19 protein-coding genes and 1 riboswitch are annotated in these 25,017 nt (G+C 71.1%); of the genes, 15 read left to right on the top strand and 4 right to left on the bottom strand.

The window, feature by feature from the left end; translation table 11 throughout:
- The first annotated feature begins 118 nt into the window (after nt 1–118).
- Both K7G59_RS21620 and K7G59_RS21615 read left to right on the top strand, forming a co-directional pair.
- Nucleotides 119–4,456 carry a hypothetical protein gene (locus K7G59_RS21620; RefSeq protein ID WP_225836668.1) on the top strand — a complete coding sequence of 1,446 codons (4,338 nt, stop codon included), beginning with the start codon at nt 119–121 and terminating at the stop codon, nt 4,454–4,456.
- A 386-nt stretch (nt 4,457–4,842) separates the two neighbouring features.
- Nucleotides 4,843–5,301 (top strand): thioesterase family protein, encoded by a 459-nt coding sequence (locus tag K7G59_RS21615; protein WP_225836666.1) that lies wholly within the window; start codon nt 4,843–4,845, stop codon nt 5,299–5,301.
- Here the strand turns inward: K7G59_RS21615 and K7G59_RS21610 are convergent.
- Entirely contained in the window at nt 5,261–6,475 is a 1,215-nt protein-coding gene (locus K7G59_RS21610) for an MFS transporter (protein WP_225836664.1), read from the bottom strand. The two genes, K7G59_RS21615 and K7G59_RS21610, sit on opposite strands and share 41 nt — an antisense overlap.
- A 116-nt stretch (nt 6,476–6,591) precedes the next feature.
- Between K7G59_RS21610 and K7G59_RS21605 the strand changes: the two genes are divergently transcribed.
- Entirely contained in the window at nt 6,592–7,830 is a 1,239-nt protein-coding gene (locus K7G59_RS21605) for an ROK family transcriptional regulator (protein ID WP_225836662.1), read from the top strand.
- Between the two features lie 300 nt (nt 7,831–8,130).
- On the opposite strand, the gene K7G59_RS21600 is transcribed toward K7G59_RS21605, so the two are convergent.
- A complete protein-coding gene (locus K7G59_RS21600) occupies nt 8,131–8,889 on the bottom strand; it encodes an SDR family oxidoreductase (RefSeq protein WP_225836661.1) in 759 nt (252 codons plus the stop codon).
- 299 nt (nt 8,890–9,188) lie between these two features.
- Nucleotides 9,189–9,319: riboswitch (FMN riboswitch) on the top strand.
- Between the two features lie 155 nt (nt 9,320–9,474).
- On the opposite strand from K7G59_RS21600, the gene K7G59_RS21595 reads away from it, so the two are divergent.
- From K7G59_RS21595 to K7G59_RS21555, 9 genes are all read left to right on the top strand, one after another.
- Nucleotides 9,475–10,077, top strand: a complete 603-nt coding sequence (locus K7G59_RS21595; protein ID WP_225836660.1) for a riboflavin synthase — start codon at nt 9,475–9,477, stop codon at nt 10,075–10,077.
- A complete protein-coding gene (locus K7G59_RS21590) occupies nt 10,074–10,715 on the top strand; it encodes a nicotinamide mononucleotide transporter family protein (protein WP_225836659.1) in 642 nt (213 codons plus the stop codon). Before K7G59_RS21595 ends, K7G59_RS21590 begins: the two co-directional genes overlap by 4 nt.
- Entirely contained in the window at nt 10,712–12,052 is a 1,341-nt protein-coding gene (locus K7G59_RS21585) for a bifunctional 3,4-dihydroxy-2-butanone-4-phosphate synthase/GTP cyclohydrolase II (protein ID WP_225836658.1), read from the top strand. The genes K7G59_RS21590 and K7G59_RS21585 overlap by 4 nt, the downstream gene beginning before the upstream one ends.
- Nucleotides 12,053–12,075: 23 nt before the next feature.
- Nucleotides 12,076–12,561, top strand: coding sequence for a 6,7-dimethyl-8-ribityllumazine synthase (gene ribH / locus K7G59_RS21580; protein WP_225836657.1), 486 nt, complete (start codon nt 12,076–12,078; stop codon nt 12,559–12,561).
- Between the two features lie 34 nt (nt 12,562–12,595).
- Entirely contained in the window at nt 12,596–12,868 is a 273-nt protein-coding gene (locus K7G59_RS21575; protein ID WP_225836656.1) for a phosphoribosyl-ATP diphosphatase, read from the top strand.
- Between the two features lie 48 nt (nt 12,869–12,916).
- Nucleotides 12,917–13,774, top strand: coding sequence for an ATP phosphoribosyltransferase (hisG, locus tag K7G59_RS21570; protein ID WP_225836655.1), 858 nt, complete (start codon nt 12,917–12,919; stop codon nt 13,772–13,774).
- Between the two features lie 42 nt (nt 13,775–13,816).
- Nucleotides 13,817–14,269 carry a PH domain-containing protein gene (locus K7G59_RS21565; protein ID WP_225836652.1) on the top strand — a complete coding sequence of 151 codons (453 nt, stop codon included), beginning with the start codon at nt 13,817–13,819 and terminating at the stop codon, nt 14,267–14,269.
- Nucleotides 14,270–14,515: 246 nt separating this feature from the next.
- Nucleotides 14,516–15,850: a hemolysin family protein gene (locus tag K7G59_RS21560; RefSeq protein WP_225836650.1), complete on the top strand. Its 1,335-nt coding sequence runs from the start codon at nt 14,516–14,518 to the stop codon at nt 15,848–15,850.
- Nucleotides 15,847–16,935 (top strand): hemolysin family protein, encoded by a 1,089-nt coding sequence (locus K7G59_RS21555; protein ID WP_225836649.1) that lies wholly within the window; start codon nt 15,847–15,849, stop codon nt 16,933–16,935. The genes K7G59_RS21560 and K7G59_RS21555 overlap by 4 nt, the downstream gene beginning before the upstream one ends.
- A gap of 156 nt (nt 16,936–17,091) precedes the next feature.
- Here the strand turns inward: K7G59_RS21555 and K7G59_RS21550 are convergent, their stop codons facing one another.
- Nucleotides 17,092–18,954 (bottom strand): AAA family ATPase, encoded by a 1,863-nt coding sequence (locus K7G59_RS21550; RefSeq protein WP_225836647.1) that lies wholly within the window; start codon nt 18,952–18,954, stop codon nt 17,092–17,094.
- Between the two features lie 432 nt (nt 18,955–19,386).
- Nucleotides 19,387–20,007 (bottom strand): uridine kinase, encoded by a 621-nt coding sequence (locus K7G59_RS21545; protein WP_225836802.1) that lies wholly within the window; start codon nt 20,005–20,007, stop codon nt 19,387–19,389.
- Between the two features lie 303 nt (nt 20,008–20,310).
- On the opposite strand from K7G59_RS21545, the gene K7G59_RS21540 reads away from it, so the two are divergent.
- From K7G59_RS21540 to K7G59_RS21530, 3 genes are all read left to right on the top strand, one after another.
- Nucleotides 20,311–21,267 carry a hypothetical protein gene (locus tag K7G59_RS21540; RefSeq protein ID WP_225836645.1) on the top strand — a complete coding sequence of 319 codons (957 nt, stop codon included), beginning with the start codon at nt 20,311–20,313 and terminating at the stop codon, nt 21,265–21,267.
- A gap of 53 nt (nt 21,268–21,320) precedes the next feature.
- Entirely contained in the window at nt 21,321–22,859 is a 1,539-nt protein-coding gene (locus K7G59_RS21535) for an amino acid permease (protein ID WP_225836644.1), read from the top strand.
- 731 nt (nt 22,860–23,590) lie between these two features.
- Nucleotides 23,591–24,964, top strand: coding sequence for a peptidase C39 family protein (locus K7G59_RS21530; protein WP_225836642.1), 1,374 nt, complete (start codon nt 23,591–23,593; stop codon nt 24,962–24,964).
- Nucleotides 24,965–25,017 lie beyond the last annotated feature (53 nt).

Here is a 25,017-nt window from a genome sequence, read left to right as displayed (position 1 = left end):
CGAGGGTGAACCTGTACCGGACCGACCGGATATGGGCATCAAAAGACCAGGTCACGCCCCTGCCCGGTTGCCGTGCGGCCGGATCCGCCGGACGCGCGGACGGCCCGGAGGTCAGTCAGTGACCGGCCCGGAGGGCCTCAGCGCGGGACGACAGGTACTGCGGGACGAGCTGCGGGACCTGGAGATGCGGGCGCTCCAGAGCGGGCGCACGCGCAAGGACGCGATCGACGAGGCCAGCCGTCGGCTGCAGCGTGACGGGCTGCGCAGGCTGTCGACCACCACGGTCGGCGGCTGGTTCGAACAGGGCAGTCCGGCGAGGGACTTCCAGCCCTTGTGGGCGCTGGTCCGCGTCCTTCTGGAATGGGCCGGGAACACTCCCGAGCATCGGCTGACCGGCCTGGAACGGGCCAAAGCCACAGGCAAGTGGACCAGTACCAAGGAGTTATGGCAGACGCGGTGGGAGCAGGCCCGGACACGCGATGCCCGGAAACAGACCGGGACACGGGATGCCTCGAACGCGCCTGCGGCGTCTGGTCCGCGACGGCTGATTCAGTATTTGCAGGCCGCGCGGGATGCCGCCACACAGCATCCCTACCCCGGTGTCATGGGCGATGCGGGCCTGCCCCCGCTGGCCCAGGTCTATGTACGCCAGCAGACCCGTATCCCCACCCCGAAAGCCAACAGCCCCACGGGCGTCGCCGGCGCCGCGGTGGCAGCAGGCACAGCCGGTTCCCCGATACCTGCCGACGAGGTCTTCTCCACGCGCAACAGCATCTGCGTGCTCCTGGCCGGCCCCGGGGGCGGCAAGTCGAGCCTGCTGCGCGTCCACCTGGCCGACTCCGCCGGCCGCTGGCTCGGCGAAATCCCCGGCGGCACCGTCCCAGTCGTGGTCAGCGCCGATGCCCTTACCGGCACCGACCCGCTGCCCAAAGCCCTGGCTACCGCCACCACCGCCGCCCTTGGGCAGTTCGGGCTGCTGGACGAGCTGGACGCGGGCTTCTTCCGCCGCCAGCCGCGTACCGGGGTGCCCTGGCTGGTGATGGTCGACGGCCTCGACGAACTCCCCGACCGGCACCACCGCGGCACCGTGCTGCGGACACTGACCGCAGCAGCCGCGGCCGAGCCGGCGCTGTACCGGTTCGTCGTGGCCACCCGCCCCCTGCCCCCAGGGGAACTCGACACCCTCGGCACGCAGGTACCCCGCTTCGAACTGCTGCCCTTCACCCGCCAGGACTTGCACGACTACGCCGAGGCATGGTTCCACACCCTGGACGAACCAGAGCGTCACGCCAGCGCGTTCACCGACCAGCTCCAGCCCGGGCTCGACGAGCTGGCCCGCACCCCGCTCATGGCCAGCATGCTCTGCCAGTTGTACGCCGCCGACCCCAGCAAACCCCTGCCATCAGGCCGCATCGGCGCCTACCAGGCATTCATCGAGCTGGTCTACGAGCAGAACACCCACAAGAACATCACCCGCATCCATGAGCAGGCGATCCAAGCCCTCAAGAGCCACCACCAGATCCCCAAAGACCTCCAGGCCGCCGACCACGCCGCCCAGCACGTACGCGACCACCTGCCCGAGCTGATCGACCACCTGGCGCACGAAAAGATCAACGGCAACACCACCCCCACCCTCGCCCTGTGCGCTCAACTCCTGCCCACCCCACGCCCCGCGAAAATCAAAGAACACCTGTGGAACGCCTTCCTCGGCGACCTCCTGCGCCCCACCGGCCTGCTGACCCAGCACACAGGCGACTTCCACTTCCTCCACAAGACCCACCTCGAATACCACGCAGCCCGCCACGCCACCCGCACCGAGGAAACCCGCACCCAGCTTCTGCACACCTTGTTCCCCGCGCAGGGCACCACGGCCGAGGACCACTGGGAGCCACCGGACCCGGACGTCTCGTACCTGCTCTTCCTTATCGACTGCCTCCTCGCTCCCCGCGACCAGATCGCCACCCAGACCCTCCAACACCTGGACGACGTCACCGCCCGCGGAGGCTTGGAGGCCGGGAAAGTCCTCTTGTGGCTGGTGCGATCGGGGACCGCCCTCCCCGACGACATGACGGCCGTATGGCTCACCCGCCTCGCCCAGGACACCACCGCGGACGACCGCGACCGCATCGAGGCCGCCTGGTCCCTGACCCCGCTCCCGGGGTACGAGCAAACGGGAGCCGACCTGCTCGCCCGCCTCGCCCAGGACACCACCGTGTACGGCTCCTCCCGCGTCGCGGCGGCCGAGGCCCTTGCCCGGATGGAGGGGTACGAGCAAACGGGAGTCGGCATACTGACCGTCCTCATCCCCGATGACAGTGCCCTGGACGGCTGGCACCGCGTGCGCGCCGCCCATGCCCTGGGCAAGGTGAACGCACGGGAGGGAATTGCACAACTGGTCAGTCTCGCCACCCAGGACAGCACTTTGCACCACTCAGACCGCCTGGACGCGGCCTTGTTGATAGATATTTTCGCGAGAGGCGTGCAGTGGGCATTCGATCTCAGCGAAGGAATCAGGGAGGACAGCGACCGCCTGGCAGCAGCCACGGAGCTTGCCCGGCTCGACGCACCCAGAGGGGCTGCACGGCTGACCCGCCTCGCCCAGGACACCTCCCTGGCCAGTGGTTTTCGTGTGCGTGCCGCCGACACCCTGGCCCAGTTGGATGCCCGTGCGGGGGCCGAGCAACTTTCCTGCCTCGCCGGGGACACCACTCTCAGCGACCTTGCCCGTAGCCGTGCAACGGAAGCCCTGGTCCGGCTACGTGGGGACAAGCAGGCGGAAGCCGACCGGCTCACCCGCCTCGCCGACGACACCACGCGTCACCCCCGCTTCCGCGTGGAGGCGGCGGAGGCTCTCGCCCGGCTGGAGGGGCACGAACAAGCAGGGGTCGAGCAACTGACCCGTCTCGCCCAGGACACCAGCTACCTGGAGGGCGGCTTCTGCCGCGTGGACGCGGCCGAGGCACTCGCCCGGCTCCGGGGGCATGAGCAAGCGGGAGCCGACCTGCTCGCCCGCCTCGCGGAGGACGTCCGGTACGACTCTTACGGCGTGACCGCGGCCGAGGCTCTGGCCCGGTTACGTGGGGACAAGCAGGCGGAAGCCGACCGGCTCACCCGCCTCGTCGGCGACACCACGCACAAACCCCCCTCCCGCGTGGGCGCGGCGGAGGCTCTCGCCCGGCTGGAGGGGCACGAACAAGCAGGAGTCGAGCAACTGACCCGTCTCGCCCGGGACACCACCTTGCACGGCTTCTACCGCGTGGACGCGGCCGAGGCTCTTGCCTGGCTGGAGGGGCACGAGCAAACAGCGGCGGACCAGCTCGCCCGTCTCGCCCAGGACGCCACCTTGGACGGCTTCCACCGGGTGTGCGCGGCTGAATCCCTGACCGCGCTGGAGGGGCACGAGCAAACCGGAGCCGGCCTGCTGTCCCGCCTCGCGCAGGACACCACCCTGCTGTACGACTCCCAGCGCACGGTTGCGGCCGAGGCTCTTGCCCGGCTTCGGGGGCATGAGCAAGCAGGAGCCGACCTGCTGTCCCGTCTCGCCCAGGACACCACCGTGCGCGGCTCCGGCCGGGTGGAGGCGGCTCGGGCCCTGGCTGCGCTGCAGGACTGCGGGCAAGTGGGAGCCGGCTTGCTGTCCCGTCTCGCCCAGGACACCACCGTGGACGGCTCCGGCCGGGTGGAGGCGGCTCGGGCCCTGGCTGCGCTGCAGGACTGCGGGCAAGTGGGAGCCGGCTTGCTGTCCCGTCTCGCCCAGGACACCACCTTGGACGGCTTCTACCGGGTGCGCGCGGCTGAATCCCTGACCGCGCTGGAGGGGCACGAGCAAACCGGAGCCGGCTTGCTGTCCCGTCTCGCCCAGGACGCCACCTTGGACGGCTTCTACCGGGTGTGCGCGGCTGAATCCCTGACCGCGCTGGAGGGGCACGAGCAAACCGGAGCCGAATTGATGTTCCGCCTGGCCCGGGACACCACTCTGGACGGCCTCGCCCGCTCGAACGCGACCGAGGATCTCGCCCGACTCGAGGCGCGAGCGGGAGCCGACAGACTGACCTGCCTTGCTCGGGACACCACTCTCGACGGCCTCGCCCGCAAATACGCGGCCATGGCTCTCGCCCGGCTGGAAGGGCATGAACAAGCGGGAGTCAATGAGCTGTCCCGTCTCGCCCAGGACACCGCCCTGGACGGCTTCACCCGTATGGGCGCGGCCGAGGCTCTCGCCCGGCTGGGAGGCCACGAGCAAGCGGGAGCCGACCTGCTGTCCCGTCTTGCCCAGGACACCGCCCTGGACAGCTCTTCCCGTCTCAACGCGGCCCAGGCTCTCGCCCGGCTGGGAGGGCACGAGCAAGCGGGAGTCGATGAGCTGTCCCGTCTCGCCCAGGACACCACCCTGGACGGCTTCATCCGCGAGCACGCAGCCCGGGCCTTGCTGTACCGCAAGAATCGCACTGAATGACGATGTTCGTTGGGGGATCCTCCACCAACAGGCGTGACGGCTTCTCGGGCTGGGTGCGCTTCGGCCAGCACGGTGCCGTGGCGGCGAGCGACCCGATCGAGCAGGAGAAGGCCGTGAAGTTCACCTCCCTGCCGGCCAACCCGGTGATCCCCGGACCGTTCGGCGCCTGGACCGAGTCAAGGCAGTCAGGAAGGCGAGCACGACCCCGCCGAGGACCCAACGGCAGCCCTTCCTTGAGGTGGTCGGCTGAAGACGCACCACGGGCGGCAGCCGACGACGAACGACCAGGGGCCGGGCGCGATGCCCCCACACGCCGCCTTGTGCTCCTGAGCGGTCGCTTAGTATGAGGGGACCGCAGCATCCCCGCGACGCCCAGGAGCCCCTCCGTGACCGCCGAAGCCCCGATCGCCCCCGCCGTCACCCACGGCAGGCTGATCCCCGTCACCGTCCACTTCGACGACCTCGACGCGCTCGGCCTCCTGCACAACGCCCGCTACCCGCTGCTGGCCGAGCGTGCCTGGACCGAGCTGTGGCACGAGCACGGCGTCCGCTTCGACGGCGACTGGGTGGCCGCGGGGGACGCCTGTAACGCCGTACGCGAGCTGCGCATCACCTACGAGGCCCCCGTGACCCGCCCCGGGCTCTACGCCGTCCACCTCTGGCTGGAGCGGCTCGGCACCACGGGCCTGACCTACGGCTTCCGTTTCTGCTCGGCCGACGGGACGCAGACCTACGCGCAGGGCACCCGGGTCCTGGTCCGGCTGGACGCCACGACCCTGCGCCCGGCCCCCTGGAGCGACGCCTTCAGGACCGTGGCTCGGGAACTGCTCCGGCCCGCGCGGTGATCTCGCCGCGGGCGCCGCGCCCGGCCGTGCGCAGCACACCCGCGAACCCGGCGAGTCCGCACGTCAGCGCGGTCACCAGGCAGAACGACACCACCAGGCTGGTCGCCTGGGCCACCGTGCCGATCAGGCTCGGCGCGACCAGCCCCGAGGTGTAGGTGATCGTCGCCACGCCCGCGATGGCCTGACTGGGGTTGGGTCCGGCGTGCCCGGCCGCCGCGAAGCACAGCGGTACGACCACGGCGATGCCGAGCCCCATCAGCGCGAACCCGGCCATGGCCACCGCCGGGTGTCCCGCGAGGACGATCAGCAGGCCGCCCAGTGCGGCCAGGACCCCGCCGGCGCGTACGGTGCGGACCGCGCCGAAGCGGTTCACCACCGCGTCCCCGGCGATCCGGGCCGCCGCCATCGTCAGCATGAAGCCGGTCGTCGAGGCCGCCGCGAGCCCCGCCGAGCTGTCCAGCCGGTCCCGCAGGAACACGGCGGACCAGTCCAGGCTCGCGCCCTCCGCGAACACCGCGCAGAAGCCGACCGCACCGATCAGCAGCGCCGAGCGGGGCGGCAGCGCGAACCGAGGGGGCGGTTCCTCGTCCTCGGTGGGCTGCACGTCCGGCACCCAGCGGCAGGCCAGTACGCCGAGCACGGTGAGGACGGCCGCCGCGAGCGCGAAGTGCACGCGGGCGTCCGACCCCAGGTGCGCGGCGAGCGTGCCCGCCGCCGACCCCGTCAGCGCGCCCGCACTCCACATGCCGTGCAGCCCCGACATGACCGACCTCCCGAGCAGCCGCTCGACCTCGACCCCCAGCGCGTTCATGGCGACGTCGGCCATGCCCGCGCTCGCGCCGTAGACGAACATCGCCAGGCACAGCGTGTACAGGTTCGGCGCCAAGGACGGCAGGACCAGGGACAGGGTCCACAGCGCGATCAGCCCGCGCAGGGCCGTACGGCTGCCGAAGCGGTGGCTGATGCGGCCGGCGAGCGGCATCGAGCACGAGGCGCCGAACGCCGTGAACGCAAGGGCGAGCCCCAACTGGCCGGTGCTCAGTGAGGTGTGCTCCTGGATCCAGGGCACCCGAGTCGCGAAGGTCCCGGTCACCGCGCCGTGCACGGCGAACACGGCCGCCACCGCGTACCGGGCGCGCATCACCTCGTCGCGCGTCTCACCCACGTCACTCATGTTGCAACCCCTCCACGAGTTCCCGGCCGCGCCGCGCGACATCGCCGTAAATTATCAGGGTCCCTGCCTGATAGATAGGGACCGTCGAGGTCGCCGTCTCTGGGAGGATTCCCGTCATGCCCGCATCACCCAGTACCGCCCGGGCCATCAACGACCGGCTGGCCCTGCGGCTGTTGCAGCAGGAGGGCCCGCTGACGGCAGGGCGGCTGAAGCAGCTGACCGGACTGTCCCGGCCCACCGTCGCGGACCTCGTCGAACGGCTCACCGCCTCCGGCCTGATCACGGTGGTCGGCGAGTCCGGCGAGGTGCGCCGGGGCCCGAACGCACGGCTGTACGGCATCGTCGCCGATCGCGCCCACCTCGCCGCCCTCGACGTGCGCACCGAGGGTGTCTTCGTGCTGGTGTCCGACCTCGTCGGGCGGGTGCTCGCCGAGACGTCCGTGCCGATCGGCGAGGACACCAGGACCGGGCCCGCGGTGGAGGCGGTCGTGGCCGCGGTGGAGCGCACCGCGAAGGAGGCCGGTTCCATGGTGGTGCCGTCGCACGAGGATGTCCGGGCGTGGGGGAGGGTCCACACCGTCGGCATCGGAGCGCCGGGCCTGATCGACCCCGCCACCGGCGACCTCCGCGACTCCGGCGGTCTGCCCGCCTGGCACCGCCGCCTGGCCTCGGCCCTGCGGGAACGGCTGCCCGGGGCCCGGATCACCGTCGAGAACGAGACCAACCTGGCCGCGGTGGCCGAGCAGCGCGAGGGCGCCGCCCACGACCGGGACACCTTCGTCCTGCTGTGGCTCGGGCACGGTGTCGGCGCCGCCGTCGTCCTCGACGGCGCCCTGCGCCGCGGCGCTTCGGGCGGCACCGGCGAGATCGGCTTCCTGCCGGTCCCCGGTACGGCGTGCCTGCCGTCCGCGACCGACTGCGACGGCGGATTCCACTCCCTGGCCGGGGCCGCGGCCATCGGCGCGCTGGCGGCCGAGTGCGGTCTGCCGGTGCCGGACGCGGCGATGGACGGGCCGGGAGCGGCGCAGACCGTCCTCGGGGCGGTGACCCGGGCCGCAGCCGCGCCGGGCGGCAACGCCGACCGTTTCCTGGACGCCCTCGCGGACCGCGTCGCGGTGGGGGCCGCGTCCGTCGCCGCGATCCTGGATCCCGGATGTGTGGTCCTGGGCGGGGAGATCGGGCAGGCCGGGGGCCCGGCGCTGGCCGTCCGGGTGGAGGACCGGCTCCGCCGGATGTCCCCCCTGGTCACCGAGGTGCGTCCGAGCAGCCTCGGTGGCACCGCCGTCCTGCGCGGAGCCCTGCTCACGGCACGCGAGCGAGCCCAGGACGAACTGTTCGCACCGCCGGAGCGCTGAACCCGACGGGTTTTTCGGCGGTGTCGGGGCTCTGCTTCCGGTGGGTGTCGGTCGTGTCCGGGCGGTGCTTCCCGTGGGTGTCGGGCGTGTCCGGGCGGTGCTTCCCGTGGGTGTCGGGCGTGTCCGGGCGTTGCATCCAGTGGGTGTCGGCGCGTGGTCCGGGTGCTGTTTCCGGCGGGGCCCTCGGCCGTGCCGAGCGCTGGTCGGGGCGGGTTGCGGTGGCGCCGGGGCGCTGATCGGGCGGAGGCTTCACCGCCGCCCGAGCGCTGCAGCGGTGCCGGCCCTGCCCGGCGGCGGCTTTCAGGCCCGCTGTCCGCTGTTCCCGAAGCGGCGGGCCAGGTACTCCTCGAACGTCACCTTGCCCACCGTGCGCTTCGGTGCCATGTGGGCGCCCGTGCGATAGGCGCGGTAGGTCCTGCCGAAGAGGGGGACGTTCACGATCGTCCGGTGCCGGTCCGCCGCTCGCAGGTACGCGCGGGCCAGGGAGTCCATCGTGCGGACCTCCGGGCCGCCCAGGTCCGCCACCCGTCCGGCCGGCGCGGCGAGTGCCAAGCCGGCGAGTTCGGCCGCCACTTCGGCCACCTCCACCGGCTGGTCGGACAGCCCGGCCGGGAGCGGCATGACCGGCGGCTTCGCCAGCGCCTGGAGGAGCGTGACCATCAGGTCGTGGAACTGGGTCGCGCGCAGCACCGTCCAGCCCAGCCCCGACTCCTCGATCTGCCGCTCCACCGTCAGCTTGCTCCGGTAGTAGCCGAGGGGCACCCGGTCGACGCCGACGATGGAGATGTACACCAGGTGGCCCACCCCCGCCCGGCGTGCCGCCGCGATCAGGTTCGCCGCCGCACGTTCGTCCCCGCCCCGCTGGGTGCTGGCGCAGTGCACCACCGTCTCGACGCCCGCGAGGGCCGTGTCCAGAACGGCACCGCCCGCACGCAGGTCGACGGCGTACGGCGGGCTGTGCCGGCTCAGCACCCGCACCTCGTGTCCGTCTGCCCGCAGCCGCTCCGTGACGAGCCGGCCGAGCGTGCCGGTCCCGCCGGTCACCAGGATTGTCGTCATGTCCGGAATTGTGGCAAAAGCGGTGTGCTTCGTCACGGAAGACCCGGTCCTGACAACCCGACGGCGGGGCAAGGGGTGTCGTCACCGCCGCCGGGCGCGCCCGCACCATAAGAGGACTAGACCAATATGGTCAATGGTTCGGGCACTGATTGCCCGGTCCCTCAACACCTCGGAGGCGCAGGGCCGTTGGGGTGAAGAGGCGTTCCGTGCAACCCCGGCGACACACGCTGTGAGCGAATCCACACCCTTCGCCTGTATGAGTGGGCATCGGGCGTGGCAAACTGGCCATGTACCACAAGCAGCGCACTCCGGGGTCGGTGAAAGTCCGAACCGGCGGTTACAGTCCGCGACCCGGTCGCTTCCAGCGGCCGGTTGACCAGGTGAAATTCCTGGACCGACGGTTAAAGTCCGGATGGGAGGCAGTGCGCGGCGGGCGGGCATGCACGTGTGCACGCCGCCGTATCCGGGTTCGTCCCTCCGTGGACGGGCCCAACTCGGCGACGTTCCCGGTGTGTCCACCCGTACATGCTGTCGTCATCGACAGGCCCCGGAGTCCGCGCCCGAAGAGGCTGGAGGACCCGGGAAGTGTTCACTGGAATCGTCGAAGAGCTGGGTGAGGTCACCGCCGTCGAGAAGCTCGGCGACTCCTCCCGTTTCCGGCTCCGCGGCCCCGTCGTCACCGAGGGCGCGCAGCACGGCGACTCCATCGCCGTGAACGGGGTCTGCCTCACCGTCGTCGAACACGAGGGCGACGAGTTCACCGCCGACGTCATGGCCGAGACGCTGACCCGCTCCAGCCTGGGCGCACTCACCGTCGGCTCCCGCGTCAACCTCGAGCGCCCCACTGCCGTCGGCGCACGCCTCGGCGGGCACATCGTGCAGGGCCACGTCGACGGCACCGGCGAGGTGCTGGAGCGCAAGCCCTCCGAGAACTGGGAGATCGTGAAGATCTCGCTCCCCGCGGACCTCGCCCGGTACGTCGTCGAGAAGGGCTCCATCACCGTCGACGGCATCAGCCTCACGGTCGTGGAGGCCGGCCCGGACTACTTCACCGTCAGCCTCATCCCGACCACCCTGGCCCTGACCACGCTCGGCGTGAAGCAGCCCGGCGACCCGGTCAACCTCGAGGTCGACGTCATCGCCAAGTACGTCGAGCGGCTCCTCGCCAGTCAGGGGGCCGACCGGTGAACTGGCTCAACTCCGAGGCGTTCACGCTCCTCGGACAGCACATCATCTGGTCGGACATGACCGGCAACATCCTGGGCCTGATCACCCTCGCCCTCGGCTGGCGCCGCTCGCTGTGGACCTGGCCCGTGCAGTTCCTCTCCGGCCTCGTCCTCTTCGCCGCCTTCTACGGCCACCTGACCGGCAGCGCCGGCAAGCAGGCCGTCGTCATGGCCGTCGCGCTCTACGGCTGGTGGCAGTGGCGGCGCGGCGCGGGCGAGGACGGCGACGGCCGGATCACCGTACGGTTCGCCACCTGGCCCGAGCGCACGGCCATGCTCGCCGCGGCCGGCGCCGGCACGGTCGCCGTCGCCCTGCTCTTCAAGGCCTACCCGAACCTGTCCTGGGACCCCTGGCCGGACGCCTACATCTTCGTCGGCACCATCGTCGCCATGTACGCCCAGGCCAAGGGCATGGTCGAGTTCTGGATCGCCTGGCTGCTCGTCGACCTCGTCGGCGTCCCCCTCAACTTCACCAACGGCTACGCCTTCTCCGGCTTCGTCTACGTCATCTACGGCGCGCTCGTCCTGTGGGGCCTGCGCGACTGGTGGCTGCGCTCCCGCACGAGCCCGCAGCCCGTCCTGGAAGGAGCACCGGCATGACCTCGGCCCCCGCGCTGTACGGCACCGACGACGACATCGAGGACTTCACGCTCGACCCGGTCGAGCAGGCCATCGCCGACATCGCCCTCGGCCGCCCGGTGGTCGTCGTGGACGACGAGGACCGCGAGAACGAGGGCGACCTCGTCATCGCCGCCGAGAAGGCGACCCCCGAGATCGTCGCCTTCATGATGAGCGAATGCCGTGGCCTGATCTGTGCCCCCATGGAGGGCGAGGAACTCGACCGGCTGCAGCTCCCGCAGATGGTCGAGGACAACACCGAGTCGATGAAGACCGCGTTCACCGTCTCCGTGGACGCCACCGCCGCACACGGCGTGACCACCGGCATCTCGGGCTTCGACCGGGCGACCACGCTTCAGCTGCTCGCGAGCGGCACGGCCGAGCCGTCCGACTTCGTCCGCCCCGGCCACATCTTCCCGCTGCGCGCCCGGCCCGGTGGCGTCCTCGTCCGCAACGGCCACACCGAGGCCGCCGTCGACCTCGCCCGGCTCGCGGGCCTGCGGCCGGTCGGCGCCATCGTGGAGATCGCCGGCGAGGACGGACGCATGCTGCGCCTGCCCGAGCTCATCCCCTTCGCCCGCAAGCACGGCCTGACGATCATCTCCATCGAGGACCTGATCGCCTACCGCCGCAGCAACGAGCCCACCGTCCGCCGTGAGGCCGAGGTCCACCTGCCCACCGCGCACGGCACCTTCACCGCCTACGGCTACCGGTCCACCGTCGACGGCGTCGAGCACGTCGCCCTCGTCCACGGCGAGATCGCGGGCGGCGAGGACATCCTGGTCCGGCTCCACTCCGAGTGCCTCACCGGCGACGTCTTCCGCTCCCTGCGCTGCGACTGCGGCCCGCAGCTGGACGCCGCCCTGGACCGCATCCACGACGAGGGCCGGGGCGTCGTCGTCTACCTGCGCGGACACGAGGGACGCGGCATCGGCCTGCTGTCCAAGCTGCGCGCCTACGAACTCCAGGAACGCGGCCGGGACACCCTGGACGCCAACCTCGAACTGGGCCTGCCCGCCGACGCCCGCGACTACGGTGCGGGTGCGCAGATCCTCGCCGACCTCGGCGTGCGCAGCGTCCGCCTGATGACCAACAATCCCGACAAGACCGACGCGCTGGAGCGCAACGGCCTGAAGGTCAACGGCCGTGAGCCGATGGCCGTGCAGGCGGGCGAGCACAACCTCCGCTACCTGCGTACCAAGCGGGACCGGATGGGGCACGACCTGCCCTGGCTGGACACGTCGGCCGCGACGGCCTCCGCCGCCGCGTCCGTGACAGCCTCCGTGGCCGCCCCCGCGGCCACCTGCGGCAACCAGTAAGCAAGAACCGACTTAGGAGAGACGTGAGCGGCAAGGGTGCACCGGAACTGTCCGTACGCAACGCGAGCGACCTCAGGGTCGCCGTCATCGCGGCGCAGTGGCACGAGAAGGTGATGGACGGTCTGGTGAACGGCGCGCTGCGCGCCCTGCACGAGCTGGGGATCGACGAGCCGACCCTGCTCCGGGTACCCGGCAGCTTCGAGCTTCCGGTCGCCGCGAAGGTCCTCGCGGGCCGCGGCTACGACGCGGTCGTCGCCCTCGGCGTCGTCATCCGCGGCGGCACCCCCCACTTCGATTACGTGTGCCAGGGCGTCACCCAGGGCCTCACCCAGGTGTCCATCGACACAGGCGTCCCCGTCGGCTTCGGCGTACTCACCTGCGACACCGAGGAGCAGGCCCTGGACCGGGCCGGCATCGAGGGCTCGAACGAGGATAAGGGCCACGAGGCGGTGACCGCGGCGGTCTCGACCGCGGTGACGCTCCGCTCAGTATCCGAACCCTGGCACTGAGGAGCCCCGCACACCGCGTAGGGTGGGCATCACCATGTCCAAGAAGACGTTCGAGCAGCTCTTCACCGAGCTGCAGCACAAGGCCGCCCACGGCGATCCCGCCACCTCCCGTACCGCAGAGCTGGTCGGCAAGGGTGTCCACGCCATCGGCAAGAAGGTCGTCGAAGAGGCCGCCGAGGTCTGGATGGCCGCCGAGTACGAGGGCAAGGAGGCGGCTGCCGAGGAGATCTCCCAGCTGCTGTACCACCTCCAGGTGATGATGGTCGCCCGCGGCATCTCCCTGGACGACGTCTACGCCCACCTGTAAGCACACCAGCCCACCGTCACATCCCTGAACGCAAAGGAAGCCGACCTCATGCTGCGCATCGCCGTCCCCAACAAGGGTTCACTGTCCGGCCCTGCGGCGGAGATGCTGCATGAGGCCGGCTACCAGCAGCGCCGGGAGTCCAAAGAGCTGCGGATCGTCGATCCGGAGAACGAGGTCGAGTTCTTCTACCTCCGCCCCCGCGACATCGCGATCTACGTCTCCTCCGGCCGCCTCGACATCGGCATCACCGGCCGGGACCTGCTGATCGACTCCGGCGCCGACGCCGAGGAGATCCTGCCGCTGGGCTTCGCCCGCTCCACCTTCCGCTTCGCCGCCAAGCCGGGCACCGCCGACGGCGTCCAGGACCTGAAGGGCAAGACGGTCGCCACCTCCTACGAGGGGATCGTCGCCGGGCACCTCGCCGAGCACGGTGTCGACGCCTCCGTCGTCCACCTCGACGGCGCCGTCGAGACCGCCATCGAGCTGGGTGTCGCCGAGGTCATCGCCGACGTGGTGGAGACCGGCACCTCGCTGCGCAACGCCGGCCTGGAGGTCTTCGGCGAGCCGATCATGAAGTCCGAGGCCGTCGTCATCCGCCGCACCGGCGCCGACGCCGAGGAGGCGGCTGAGTCGAAGGTGCAGCAGTTCCTGCGCCGCCTCCAGGGCGTCCTGGTGGCGCGCACGTACGTGATGATGGACTACGACTGCCGCGTCGAGCAGCTGGAGAAGGCCGTGGCACTCACCCCCGGCCTGGAGTCCCCGACCGTCTCCCCGCTGCACAACGAGGGCTGGGTCGCCGTTCGTGCCATGGTCCCCGCCAAGGAGGCCCAGCGGATCATGGACGACCTGTACGCCATCGGTGCCCGCGCCATCCTGACCACGGCCATCCACGCCTGCCGCCTCTGAGAACGACCCGCCGCCGAGACCGAGCCGCTTTTCGAGAACGAGATGTCCGACGTGCCCGACCTCCCCGTCACCTTCCGGCCGACCCTGACCCGGGCCATCCTGCTGACCGCGGGCGTGCTGATCCTTCTGGTGATCTCCGGAGTCGGGATGCTGCTGGACATCGGCCCGGGGGAGCGGCTCAGCTTCGTCGTCACCGGCGCGCTGATCTGCTACGTGCTGACCCGGATCGCCCGGGTGAAGGTCGTCGCCGACGACTCGGGGGTCACCGTGGTCAACATCGCCACCCGGCGGCGGCTGGACTGGGCCGAGATCCTGCAGGTGAACCTCCGTCCGGGCGATCCCTGGGTGTTCCTCGACCTCAGCGACGGCACCAGTCTGGCCGCGCTCGGCATCCAGCCGGGCATGTCCAGGGAGCGCGCCATCGCCGACGCGCGGACCCTGCGCGCCCTGGTGGAGCAGCGGTCCGTCCACCATCCGCAGGGGCGTCAGGGCTGAGTCAGGGCTCACTCCGGGCACACTCGGGGGCGTCCACCCTGCCGCACGGACCCCGGTCTTGATTAATCTGGTGGCAGAGGCGGAACACCACGCCTCCACCCCTGCTGCACCGCCCGGTGCACAGGGGTTCCTGCAACCCGAGGAGTGACCCCCTCCAGCAATGGACGGATCGTCCTGTAGTACCCGCGCCGTCCCCTCCCGACATATCGCGGACCCGTTCCGCGCGTACGCGGAGGCGGCGGCATCATGACCATCCCGCTGCTGCTCCTCGGAGCGGCTTTCCTGTTGATCGTCGCCAACGGTTTCTTCGTCGCGGCCGAGTTCGGCCTGGTGACGGTCGAGCGCCCGGACGCCGAGAAGGCCGCCGCCGACGGCGACAAGCGCGCCCGCACAGTCGTCGAGTCGCTCAAGGAACTGTCCTTCCAGCTCTCCGGCACCCAGCTCGGTATCACCATCACCTCCCTCGTCGTCGGCATGCTCGCCGAACCGGCCCTCGCCGACCTGCTGCGCGGCCCGTTCGCCGCGGCCGGCATCCCCGAAGGCGCCGCCTCCGGCATCGCCGTGGTCGTCGGCATGCTGCTCGCCTCCGCGCTGCAGATGGTGATCGGCGAGTTGGTGCCCAAGAACTGGGCGGTGTCCAAGCCGCTTCAGGTCGCGCGGTTCGTGGCCGGCCCCCAGTACCACTTCTCCCGGCTGTTCCGGCCGGTGATCGCCGCACTGAACACCGTCGCCAACCGCCTGGTGCGTGCGCTCGGCGTCGAGCCCGCCGAGGAACTGGCCTCCGCCCGCACCCCCGGCGAACTGGTCTCCCTCGCCCGGCACTCCGCGCAGGCCGGTGCCCTGGAGCAGGACACGGCCGACCTCTTCGTGCGCACCCTGTCGCTGGGCGAGCTGACCGCGCAGCACGTCATGACCCCGCGCGTGAAGGTCAGCGCGCTCCAGGACTCGGCCACCGCCGAGGACGTCGTCAACCTCACCCGCGCCACGGGTCTGTCCCGCTTCCCCGTCTACCGGGAGAAGATCGACGAGGTCGTCGGCATGGCCCATCTCAAGGACGCCCTCGCGGTCCCCGTGCAGGACCGGCTGCGCACCCCGGTGGGCCGCATCGCCCGCCCGGCGCTGCTGGTCCCCGAGACCCTGCCCGTCCAGCCCCTCCTCGCCCGGCTGCGCAGCGAGCAGCCCATCGCGGTCGTCGTGGACGAGTACGGCGGCACAGCCGGCGTGGTCACCCTGGAGGACATCGTGGAGGAACTCGTCGGCGAGGTGCGCGACGAGCACGACGGCCACGACGTGCCGGAACTCGCCGCCGTGCCCCCGGAGGACGGCAACCCCGCCTGGGACGTGGACGGCAGCTGCCGCGTCGACATCCTCCAGCGCATAGGACTCGAGGTGCCCGAGGGGCCCTACGAGACCGTCGCCGGCCTGGTCGCCGACCTGCTCGGCCGGATCCCCGCCCCCGGCGACCGGGCCGAACTGCCCGGCTGGCGGCTCTCGGTCCGCCAGGTCGGCCACTACCGCGCCGAACGGGTCCGCCTGGTCAGGACGGTCCCGGCGGTCAATGTCATGGAGGCCGCCCGATGAGCGTCCTCCAACTGCTCCTCGCCGCGCTGCTCGTGCTCGCCAACGGCTTCTTCGTCGGCGCCGAGTTCGCGCTCGTATCCGTACGCCGCAGCCAGATCGAACCGCTCGGCACCGCGCGGGCCCGCCAGGTGCTGTACGGCCTGGAGCGGCTGCCGCAGATGATGGCCGCCGCGCAGTTCGGCATCACCATGTGCTCCCTGACGCTCGGCGCGGTCGCCGAGCCGACCGTGGCCCACCTTCTGGAGCCGGTGTTCGCGGCGGTCCGGCTGCCCGACGGCATGGTCCACCCGCTGGGTTACGTCATCGCCCTGGCCGGCGTGGTCTTCTTCCACCTCGTCATCGGCGAGATGGTCCCGAAGAACCTCGCGATGGCGGCACCGGAGAAGGCCGCGCTGTGGCTCAGCCCCGGCCTGGTCTACTTCGCCCGCCTCTGCAAGCCGATCACCGTGGCCCTCGGCGCCTGCGCCCAGGGCATCCTGCGGCTCTTCCGCGTCGAGCCCAAGGACGAGGTCGAGGCCGTCGTCACCAGCGAGCAGCTCAACCGCCTGCTGGAGGACTCCGGGCAGGCGGGCCTGCTCGACCCCGAGGAGCAGGAGCGGCTGGAGGACGCCTTGGAGCTGGGCTCCCGCCCGGTCACCGACGTCCTCCTCACACGCGAGTCACTGGTCACGGTGACGCCGTCGGTCACCGCTGGAGAGATCGTCGCCCTGACCGCCCGCACCGGCTACTCACGCTTCCCGGTGGCGGCGGAGACGGGTGCCTTCATGGGCTATGTGCACGTCAAGGACGTCCTGGACCTGGAGGAGTCGGACCGGGCGGTGCCCCAGCACGTCTGGCGCCCCATGACGACCCTGCGCGCGGAACTCCCCCTGGACGACGCCCTGACGGTGATGCGCAGAGCGGCCACCCACCTGGCCCAGGTGGCGGACGCGAACGGCAGAGCGCTCGGCCTGGTCGCCCTGGAGGACGTACTGGAACTGCTGGTCGGTGAGGTACGGGACCCGGCACACCGGGAAACGGCCGACGTGAAGCTGATGATGGAGCCGAGGCTGAGCGGGGAACCGGAGGAGGCGCTGGCCACGTAGCCCGGACGGTGCCGTGGGTGGGCTTCGTGGCACCGCCCCGCCGTTCCGAGGGCAGTCGTGCCTCCCCGGCTGCTTCCAGCAGGCCCCCGGGCGGCAGGCGGGCGCAGCGGCACTCCGCAAGCGCGGGCGAGTGACAACCCGCCCGCGCCCAGCCCCCTACATGCCGGACGGATCCTGCGGCCCCCGTCCCGACAGCACCTCCCCGTACGCCTGCATCAGATCCGGCAGCCGCAACGTCGCGAGGTCCTCCCGCGACAGCGCCCCCGGATACGCCGACAACCGCAGATCCCGGTACGCACAACTCTTCTCGTACAGCGTCCGCAGGAACCGTCCGTTGCCCAGTTCGTCGATCCACTCCTGTTCGACCACGTGCCCGGCGATGGACCGCAGCTCCTCCAGTGCCTCGTCGTCCCACAGGTCGCCGTTCTCCGCGGCCAGCACCTTGCCGATCTCGGTGAGTTCCTGGGGCCGGTAGGAGGGGAAGTCGACGCGGGTGGTGAAGCGGGAGGACAGTCCGGGGTTGGCGGTGAGGAGCCGGTCCATGCCCTCCGGGTAGCCCGCCAGGATCACCACCAGGTGGTCACGGTTGTCCTCGGCCCGTTTCAGCAGCACCTGCAGGGCCTCGTCGCCGTACGCGTCCCCCTTGCCGTAGCCGGAGTTGGACAGCGAGTACGCCTCGTCCACGAACAGCACTCCGCCGATCGCGGAGTCGATCAGTTCGTTGGCCTTCACGGCCGTCTGGCCCAGGTACTCGCCGACGAGATCGGCCCGTTGGGCCTCCACCAGATGGTCGCCGCCGAGCAGCCCGAGCGCGTAGAAGACCCGGCCGAGGATCCGGGCGACGGTGGTCTTGCCCGTGCCGGACGGCCCGGAGAAGACGAAATGCCGCTTCGGTGGTTGCACCGGCAGCCCCTGCCCGGCCCGCAGCCGGGCCATGTTCAGCTGCGCGGACAACGCCTTGACCTGCCGCTTGACCGGTTCAAGACCCACCATGCGCTCCAGCTCGGCGAGCGCCTCCGCGAGCAGCTCGGGGTCGGTCGGCCCGGCCGGGATCGGCGACGAGGGCACTCCGGTCTTCAACCGCACCGCCGGATCGCCCACCGACGGCAGCGGACCGGCCGGCGCGTCGGGGTCCGGCAGCCGCAGATCACGGCCCTCGACGCCGAAGAGCGGATCGAACCCGTCCGGCCCGTCCACCGCGTCCTGCCCCGCCCCGGTGAGGGTGATCGTGGCGAGATCCACCGCGTCGTCGTACCCGTCGCCCGCGGTGATCGCGGCGAGCCGGGCCGCGGTGTCCATGAACGCCGGGTCGACCCGGTGCACCGCCCGGTACAGCGGCAGGGCGGCGGCCGAGCGGCCGGTGCCCTCGTGGGCGCGGGCCAGCCAGTAGCGCAGCTCCTTGCGCTGGGGCTGCTCGCTGCGGCAGCGCATCAGTGCCGTCGACAGCAGCGGCTCGGCCTGCCCGTACATCTCCAGCCGGACCCGGGCCATGCCGCCGAACAGGCCCGCCTCTATGCCGAGCAGGGGGTCGTCGAGCAGCGGGTCGGTGTGCCGTACCAACTGGTCCCAGTCCTTGACCAGATAGGTGCGGCAGGCGTGCAGGAAGCGGACCTGCGGATCGGTGTCCACCGGCGGCAGCCCCGCGAGCGCCCGGTCCAGCTCAGGCACGTGCCGGCCGTCCAGCCAGTGCGAGGCGTGGGCGAGCAGCAGGTCGCGCGGACTCTCCAGCACCGGCTGCACCCACCAGCCCAGCCAGTACCAGGAGTTGAGGGATCGGCGGTGCCGGGCGCGCTGCTCCCCGAAGCGGTCCCGGTGCCGGAACATCCTGAGCAGCGCGGTCGTCGTGTCCACCCGTAAGGCGTGCAGCCCCAGCCAGGCGTCCGCCATGGCGGGGTCCAGCCGAACGGCGGCCCGGAACTCCTCCTCCGCCTGCGGATAGGCGCCCATCGTGTAGGCGTCCACACCTCGCAGCCAGGCGAGGTCGGCCGGGGCCTCGGGGCCCTGCGTGCCGAAGTCCATCACGTCCCCCCACAGACCGTGCCCCCGTGGTTCACCACCGGGGCAGTCGTCCGGCGGCCGCCGCGGTCGAACCGCTGTGCCGTGGACCGGAGTTGCAGGTGCGCGAGGCAGCCGCTCGAAGGTCGCACCGAGGGCATCGTACCTGCGGCAGGGCCACGTGCCGAAGGGTGGCGCAGTGGTCCGTTCGGCGAGGTGGGGGCAGGCGGGAAGCACACCCTGCGGTGACCGAGGGTGAGCATCGGCGTGTGCGGGGCGGCCGGAAAACGGGGTACGGGGCAGAACGAAGCCCCCGATCACGGGGGAACAACCGGGGGCTTCGTGTCTGCGGGCGGCTCCGAAAGCCGCACATTGAGAACGTAAGTCCTGCACGGTCCCCCGGTCAAGCGCAGTTGGGGCACTCGAAGAAGTTCTCCAGTCAAGCTCTTCACCGTTTCACCACATCGCGGATGGCTCATCACGGTGAGTGATCTCCTGGCCTGCCTCAGACGGCGAAACCGGCCCCGGCAGCACCCGGTAGCCCACGGGTGTCTGCAACACCTGAAGATCGGCATGGGGTCGGGAGGGGTCGACGGCGAAGTGCGCCTGCTCCGCCGCGACCCACTCGTCCCAGAACTCCCGCTGCTCCGCACCGTCCCGCAGCCGTCCGCGCGCCCAGGAGGCCTCGCTGGGCAGCTCCATCCACAGCAGCCGCGCCAGATGCGGGCGCAGCGCCCGGCGGCCGGCGCCGACTCCCTCGACGAGGACCACCGGTGCGGGCGGCAGCGGGCGCGGCGCCGTGAACGCGCGGGCGCACCAGTCGTAGGGGGAGTAGTGCGCGCTCTCGCCGTGGGCGAGAGGCTCGATCACCTGGGTCAGCAGCCGTCCGGTCCAGTCGAAGAGCTGTTCGTGGCTCGCGATGTCGTCGAGGTGCAGCACCGGTGCCCCGCCCAGCGCCGCGGCCAGGCGGCCCGCGAAGGTGGACTTCCCGGAGCCGGCGTGCCCGTCGATGCCGATCAGCCGGACCGGTCCGAGGGACGGGGGGAGCCGGCGCAGCCGGGCGGCGAGGTCGTGAATGGCGAGTCCCGAGGTGTGGTGCGGTGCGGAGGGGTTTCCGGAAACAGTCTAGTGACGGGCCATGCCGCTGGACCCGGCCGGTGGCAGCCAGGGGCAAGCGGGCGGGAAGCCAGTGGGAAGCCGCTGGAAGCCGTTGGAAAACGTCGCGCTTTGAACTACCGGTCGGCGATCGATCAATCCTCCGATAAAACATTCCGAATCCGCTGACCGATATGTCGAATTCGGCGTTCCGGGGGTGCCCGCCGCTGAGTAAGGTGCCTCCAGCGCGACAGCGATGCGTCGAACGTGGACGGACAGGGGAGTATGGCCGCGGGGTTATTCGAAGGACACTATGTATGGCATCCGGCGGCGGACGACCGTGTCCTGGCGAGCGTATGCGTCGACGTGCGAGCCGGGCGTTATCGGAGCGCGTACGAGGCTCTCACCGAGACGCGGTCCGACTTCGCCCTGCGGGCCCACCGGTCCCTGGTGCTGGCGTCCGAGGCGGCCGGCACCGATCTGGTCGAGCGCTGGCTGGCCGAGGATCCCTCGCCCGAGGCCGCGCTGATGTGGGCCCGGGTGGCGGTGCAGCGGGCGATGCGGGCCGCCGACGAACGGGACGAGCGCGCCGAGATGCTGGAGCGGATCGCGCTGGCCGCCTGCGACCGGGCCGCAGCCCTGGGCCCCGACGACCCCACCCCCTGGGTCGCCAAGCTGGCCATGGCCCGGCTGCACCGGCTGCGCGACCCCGCCCCGCACGGGCTGCTCACCGCCCCGCCGGGCCCCTGGCGGCTGTTCGCGCACGTGCTCTCCCTCGATCCGTGGCACCGTGAGGCCCATCACCGGTTCCTGTCGTTCTTCTTCACCCGCCACGGCGGCTCGGTCAATGCGGCCTGGGACGTGGCCGCCTTCCTCAGTCAGCGGGCGCCTGCGGGCTCCGCCCTGCGGCTGCTGCCCCTGGTCGCCCTCGTGGAGAGCTACAACCCCACCCAGTTGCTGGCCGACCGGGTCTGGGAACAGCCGCAGTGGCGCTCCACCGCGCTGGCGATCTACCACAACTGGCTGCCCACGGTGGCCGGTTACCGCTTCACCCCGGTTCTCGACCTGGCCTACCTCGCGCACGCGCTGGTCATGGCCGAGTGCGCGTTCGAGGCACGGGCCGTGTTCACGGCGATGGGCCCCTACGCCTCGCGCATGCCCTGGAGTGCCTTCGGTGACCCCGCCGAGCAGCTCTCCCGGGCCCGGCGCACCTGCGGCCTGCCCGTCCCCGGACCCCTGTGACCCGCACGTTCCCCTGCTCCTGACTGCTCCTCCCCCGAGAGAAAGGTCGATCCGTGTCGGAACGGACTCCGGCGTCACGGGCGACGGCCCGCGATGCTGCCCCCGTCGTACTCGACGATGACGCCACCCTGCATGCGATGGGCTACCCGAGGAAACTCACCCGGCGCTTCAAGGCGTTCGACAATTTCGCTATCTCCTTCACCATCATCAATATTCTTTCCGGTATTTTCTCGTCCTTCGGGTTCGGTATGAACGCGGGCGGGCCGCGCATTCTCGTGTTCGGCTGGATCGGCGTGTCCGTCATGGTGCTGTTCATCGGCGCGGCAATGGCAGAAGTCGCGTCCGCCTATCCGACGAGCGGCGCGCTGTATTTCTCCGCCGGTAAACTCGCCAAACGGCACAAGGGTGCATGGTCCTGGTTCACGGGCTGGCTGAACTTCGTGGGCCAGATCGGCGGCACCGCCGCCACCGGATATGCGGCGGCCACCTTCATCCAGGCCTTCATCGCCCTGCAGTGGACCTCGTACCGCCCGACCACCCACCAGACGGTCCTGATCACGGGCCTGATCATCGTGGTCCAGGGCCTGGCCAACACCTACACCGTCCAGCTCGTCGCCCTGCTCAACCGTATTTCCGTGTGGTGGCTGCTGATAGGACTCGTGGTGATCGTGAGCACACTCATAGTGATGCCCGATCATCATCAGTCGGCGTCCTTCGTGACGCATTTCGAGAACAACACCGGCTTCGCCAACGGCCTTTACGGCGGCATGCTCGGCCTGCTGGTCACCAGCTGGACGTTCACCGGCTTCGACGGCAGCTTCCACATGTCCGAGGAAACCGTCCACGCCACGGTCAACGCACCCAAGGGGATCACCCGGTCCATCGGCTATTCGGCGATCACCGGCCTGATCCTGATGCTCGCACTGGTCTACAGCATCAGGGACTACGACGAGGTCGCCGGTTCGGCCGCGCCGCCCGTCCAGATCCTCATCGACGGCCTGGGCCTGCGCACCGCCAAGCTGATGCTTCTGGTCGTCATCGGTGCGATGCTCTTCTGCGGCCTCGCCAACCTCACCAGCAACACCCGGCAGATCTTCGCCTTCTCCCGGGACGGCGCCATGCCCGGTTCGCGCTGGTGGCACTCGGTCTCGCTGCGGACCCGGACGCCCGTCAAGGCGGTGTGGCTCGCGGTGCTCTGCTCGCTCGCCCTGATCGTGCCGGGCTGGTGGTCGCACACGGCGTTCACCGCCATCGTCAGCGTCAACGTGGTCGGGCTCTTCCTCGCCTACGCCGTCCCGATCTTCCTGCGGCTGCGGCTGGGCGACGGGTTCGAGCCGGGGCCGTGGAACCTGGGCCGCTGGGGCAGGCCGATCGGCTGGGTGGCGGTCATCTGGATCCTGCTCAGCAGCGTCCTGTTCATGCTGCCGCAGGCCTCGCCGATCACCGCCGACTCCTTCAACTACGCGCCGATCGCCCTGGGCGCTGTCCTGCTCGTGGCCACGGTGTGGTGGTTCGCCACCGCCCGCCGCCGCTTCCGCGGCCCGATCAGCTACGGCCGCCCCGACGAGGTCGCCGCGATGGACCTCATCTGACCCCGGTCTCGCCCGGCTGTTTGCGGGCCAGACCGGCTGACCCCGGGCCACCGCGGCTGACCCCGGGCCACCGTGGCTGACCCGGGTCCTGCGGAGGCCCTGGGGCAGCCGCAGCGGACCCCGGCCCCGGCGCACGGCACCTTGCCGCGCCGGGGCCGTGTCGTGCCCAGGTCCTGACCGTGTCGCGTGAGGGCAGCGTGAAGGGCTGGGGGCGATGTCACGTCTGACCAGGGCCGGACCGGTTTCCGTCCGGGAGGGGACGTGTCGTGTCCGAGCTGGGAAGCGCGCCGCGCGGGACGACCGGGCCCGGATGCGATCGCCCGCACACCGGACCCGAAGGCGCCTCGCCACGGACGCACCCGGGACCACAGGCCCGACACGAAACACCCCACCACGGACGCGAACACAGCTCGTCCCGGACCGGCCCGGCCGGGGTCCCTGCCTCGGCTGGGCACGCACGTCATGGCCGGCCTGATGAGGTCTTGTCCCATCCGGACAGGGGTGCGTCGCGCCTGGTCCCGGGGGCTTGGCGGGGCACATCCGCGTGCGAGGTCCAGCCGTGCAGGTGCCACACGCGTGCCGCGTCCGCAGGTCCGCTCCAGTGGCCGAGACCAATATTCATGGCGCGGCATGGGCCGAAGTGCTGGCAGGGGCATGCTGCCTGCTCCATAGTTGGCGCACGACCGTGCACCGGACCTGCCCGAATCGGACACGTGGGGGTAGTCGCGCCCATGAGCAGAGCCCAACAGCCGTCCCGTAGAACCGTCCTCGCCGTCGCCGTGGCCGCCGCGGTGGCCGGGGGAGCGGTCCCCGCCGCCGCGAGCACTCGGACATCCGTCATCGGTGAAACCGACGACACCGGCCAGGAGCCGGCCCGCCCCATCGACTACTGCGCCTGGACCACGTACCGCGACTGGCGGTGCGGCACCGCCGAGGGCGTCCGGGCCGTCGCCGGCCTGCGTCCCGGCGTCGAGATCGGTGCCGCGGCGGGCCGCACCGACTACACCGACCCGCACACCGGCACCACCGCCACCTGGGAGTACGCCACCTGGACCTCCCCGGTCCACCAGCTCACCGTCCCGGCGACGGAGGCCATCGCCTCCTGGAACGCGCACACCCCGGCCGGCACCTGGCTCCAGGTCGAGCTGCGCGGCACCTACAGCGACGGCACGGACACGCCCTGGTACGTCATGGGCCGCTGGGCGGCCGGGGACGAGGACATCAGGCGGACCTCGGTGGACGGCCAGAGCGACGGCAAGAGCACCATCTGGACCGACACCTTCGCGATCGACGACGCCGGCACCGGCCTGCGCCTCACCTCGTACCGCCTGCGCCTCACCCTCTACCGCACCCCGGGCACGCACCTCACCCCGACCGTGTGGCGGCTCGGCGCCATGGGCTCCGACATCCCCGACCGCTTCACCGTCCCGGCTTCCGCTCCGGGCCTCGCCCAGGAGCTGGCCGTCCCGCGCTACTCGCAGGAGATCCACAAGGGGCAGTACCCCCAGTACGACAACGGCGGCGAGGCCTGGTGCAGCCCCACCTCCTCGCAGATGATCATCGAGTACTGGGGTGGCCGGCTCACCCCCGAGCAGCTGTCCTGGGTCGATCCGAGCTACGCCGACCCCCAGGTCGACCATGCGGCCCGCTTCACCTACGACTACCAGTACCAGGGCTGCGGCAACTGGCCGTTCAACGCCGCCTACGCGGCCACCTTCCCGGACCTGCAGGGCGTCGTCACCCGGCTCGCCTCGCTGACCGACCTGGAGACCCTGATCGCGGCCGGTATCCCGGCCATAACGTCGCAGTCCTTCCTGAAGACCGAGCTGACCGGCGCCGGCTACGGCACGTCCGGCCACCTGATGACGGTCATCGGTTTCACCGCGGACGGCGACGTGATCGCCAACGACCCGGCCTCACCGAGCGACCAGGCGGTGCGTCGCGTCTACCTCCGGCGGGAGTTCGAGAACATCTGGCTGCGAACCAAGCGGTACAACTCCACCGGCAAGGTCGTCTCCGGCACGGGAGGCGTCTGTTACCTGTACTTCCCGGCCCAGCCGAGCCCGCGCCAGCGCAAGGCACTCGCGGCGGTGGGCGTGCGCTGATCATGTGACCAACATCTCCGCCGCAAGCGGTGCCGCGGGTGGCAAGGTGGACG

The sequence above is a fragment of the Streptomyces sp. NK08204 genome (genome assembly GCF_020400585.1).
Lineage (GTDB): Bacteria > Actinomycetota > Actinomycetes > Streptomycetales > Streptomycetaceae > Streptomyces.
Note: the sequence above shows the minus strand (reverse complement) of the source record. Positions and strands in the feature narration are given on the sequence as shown.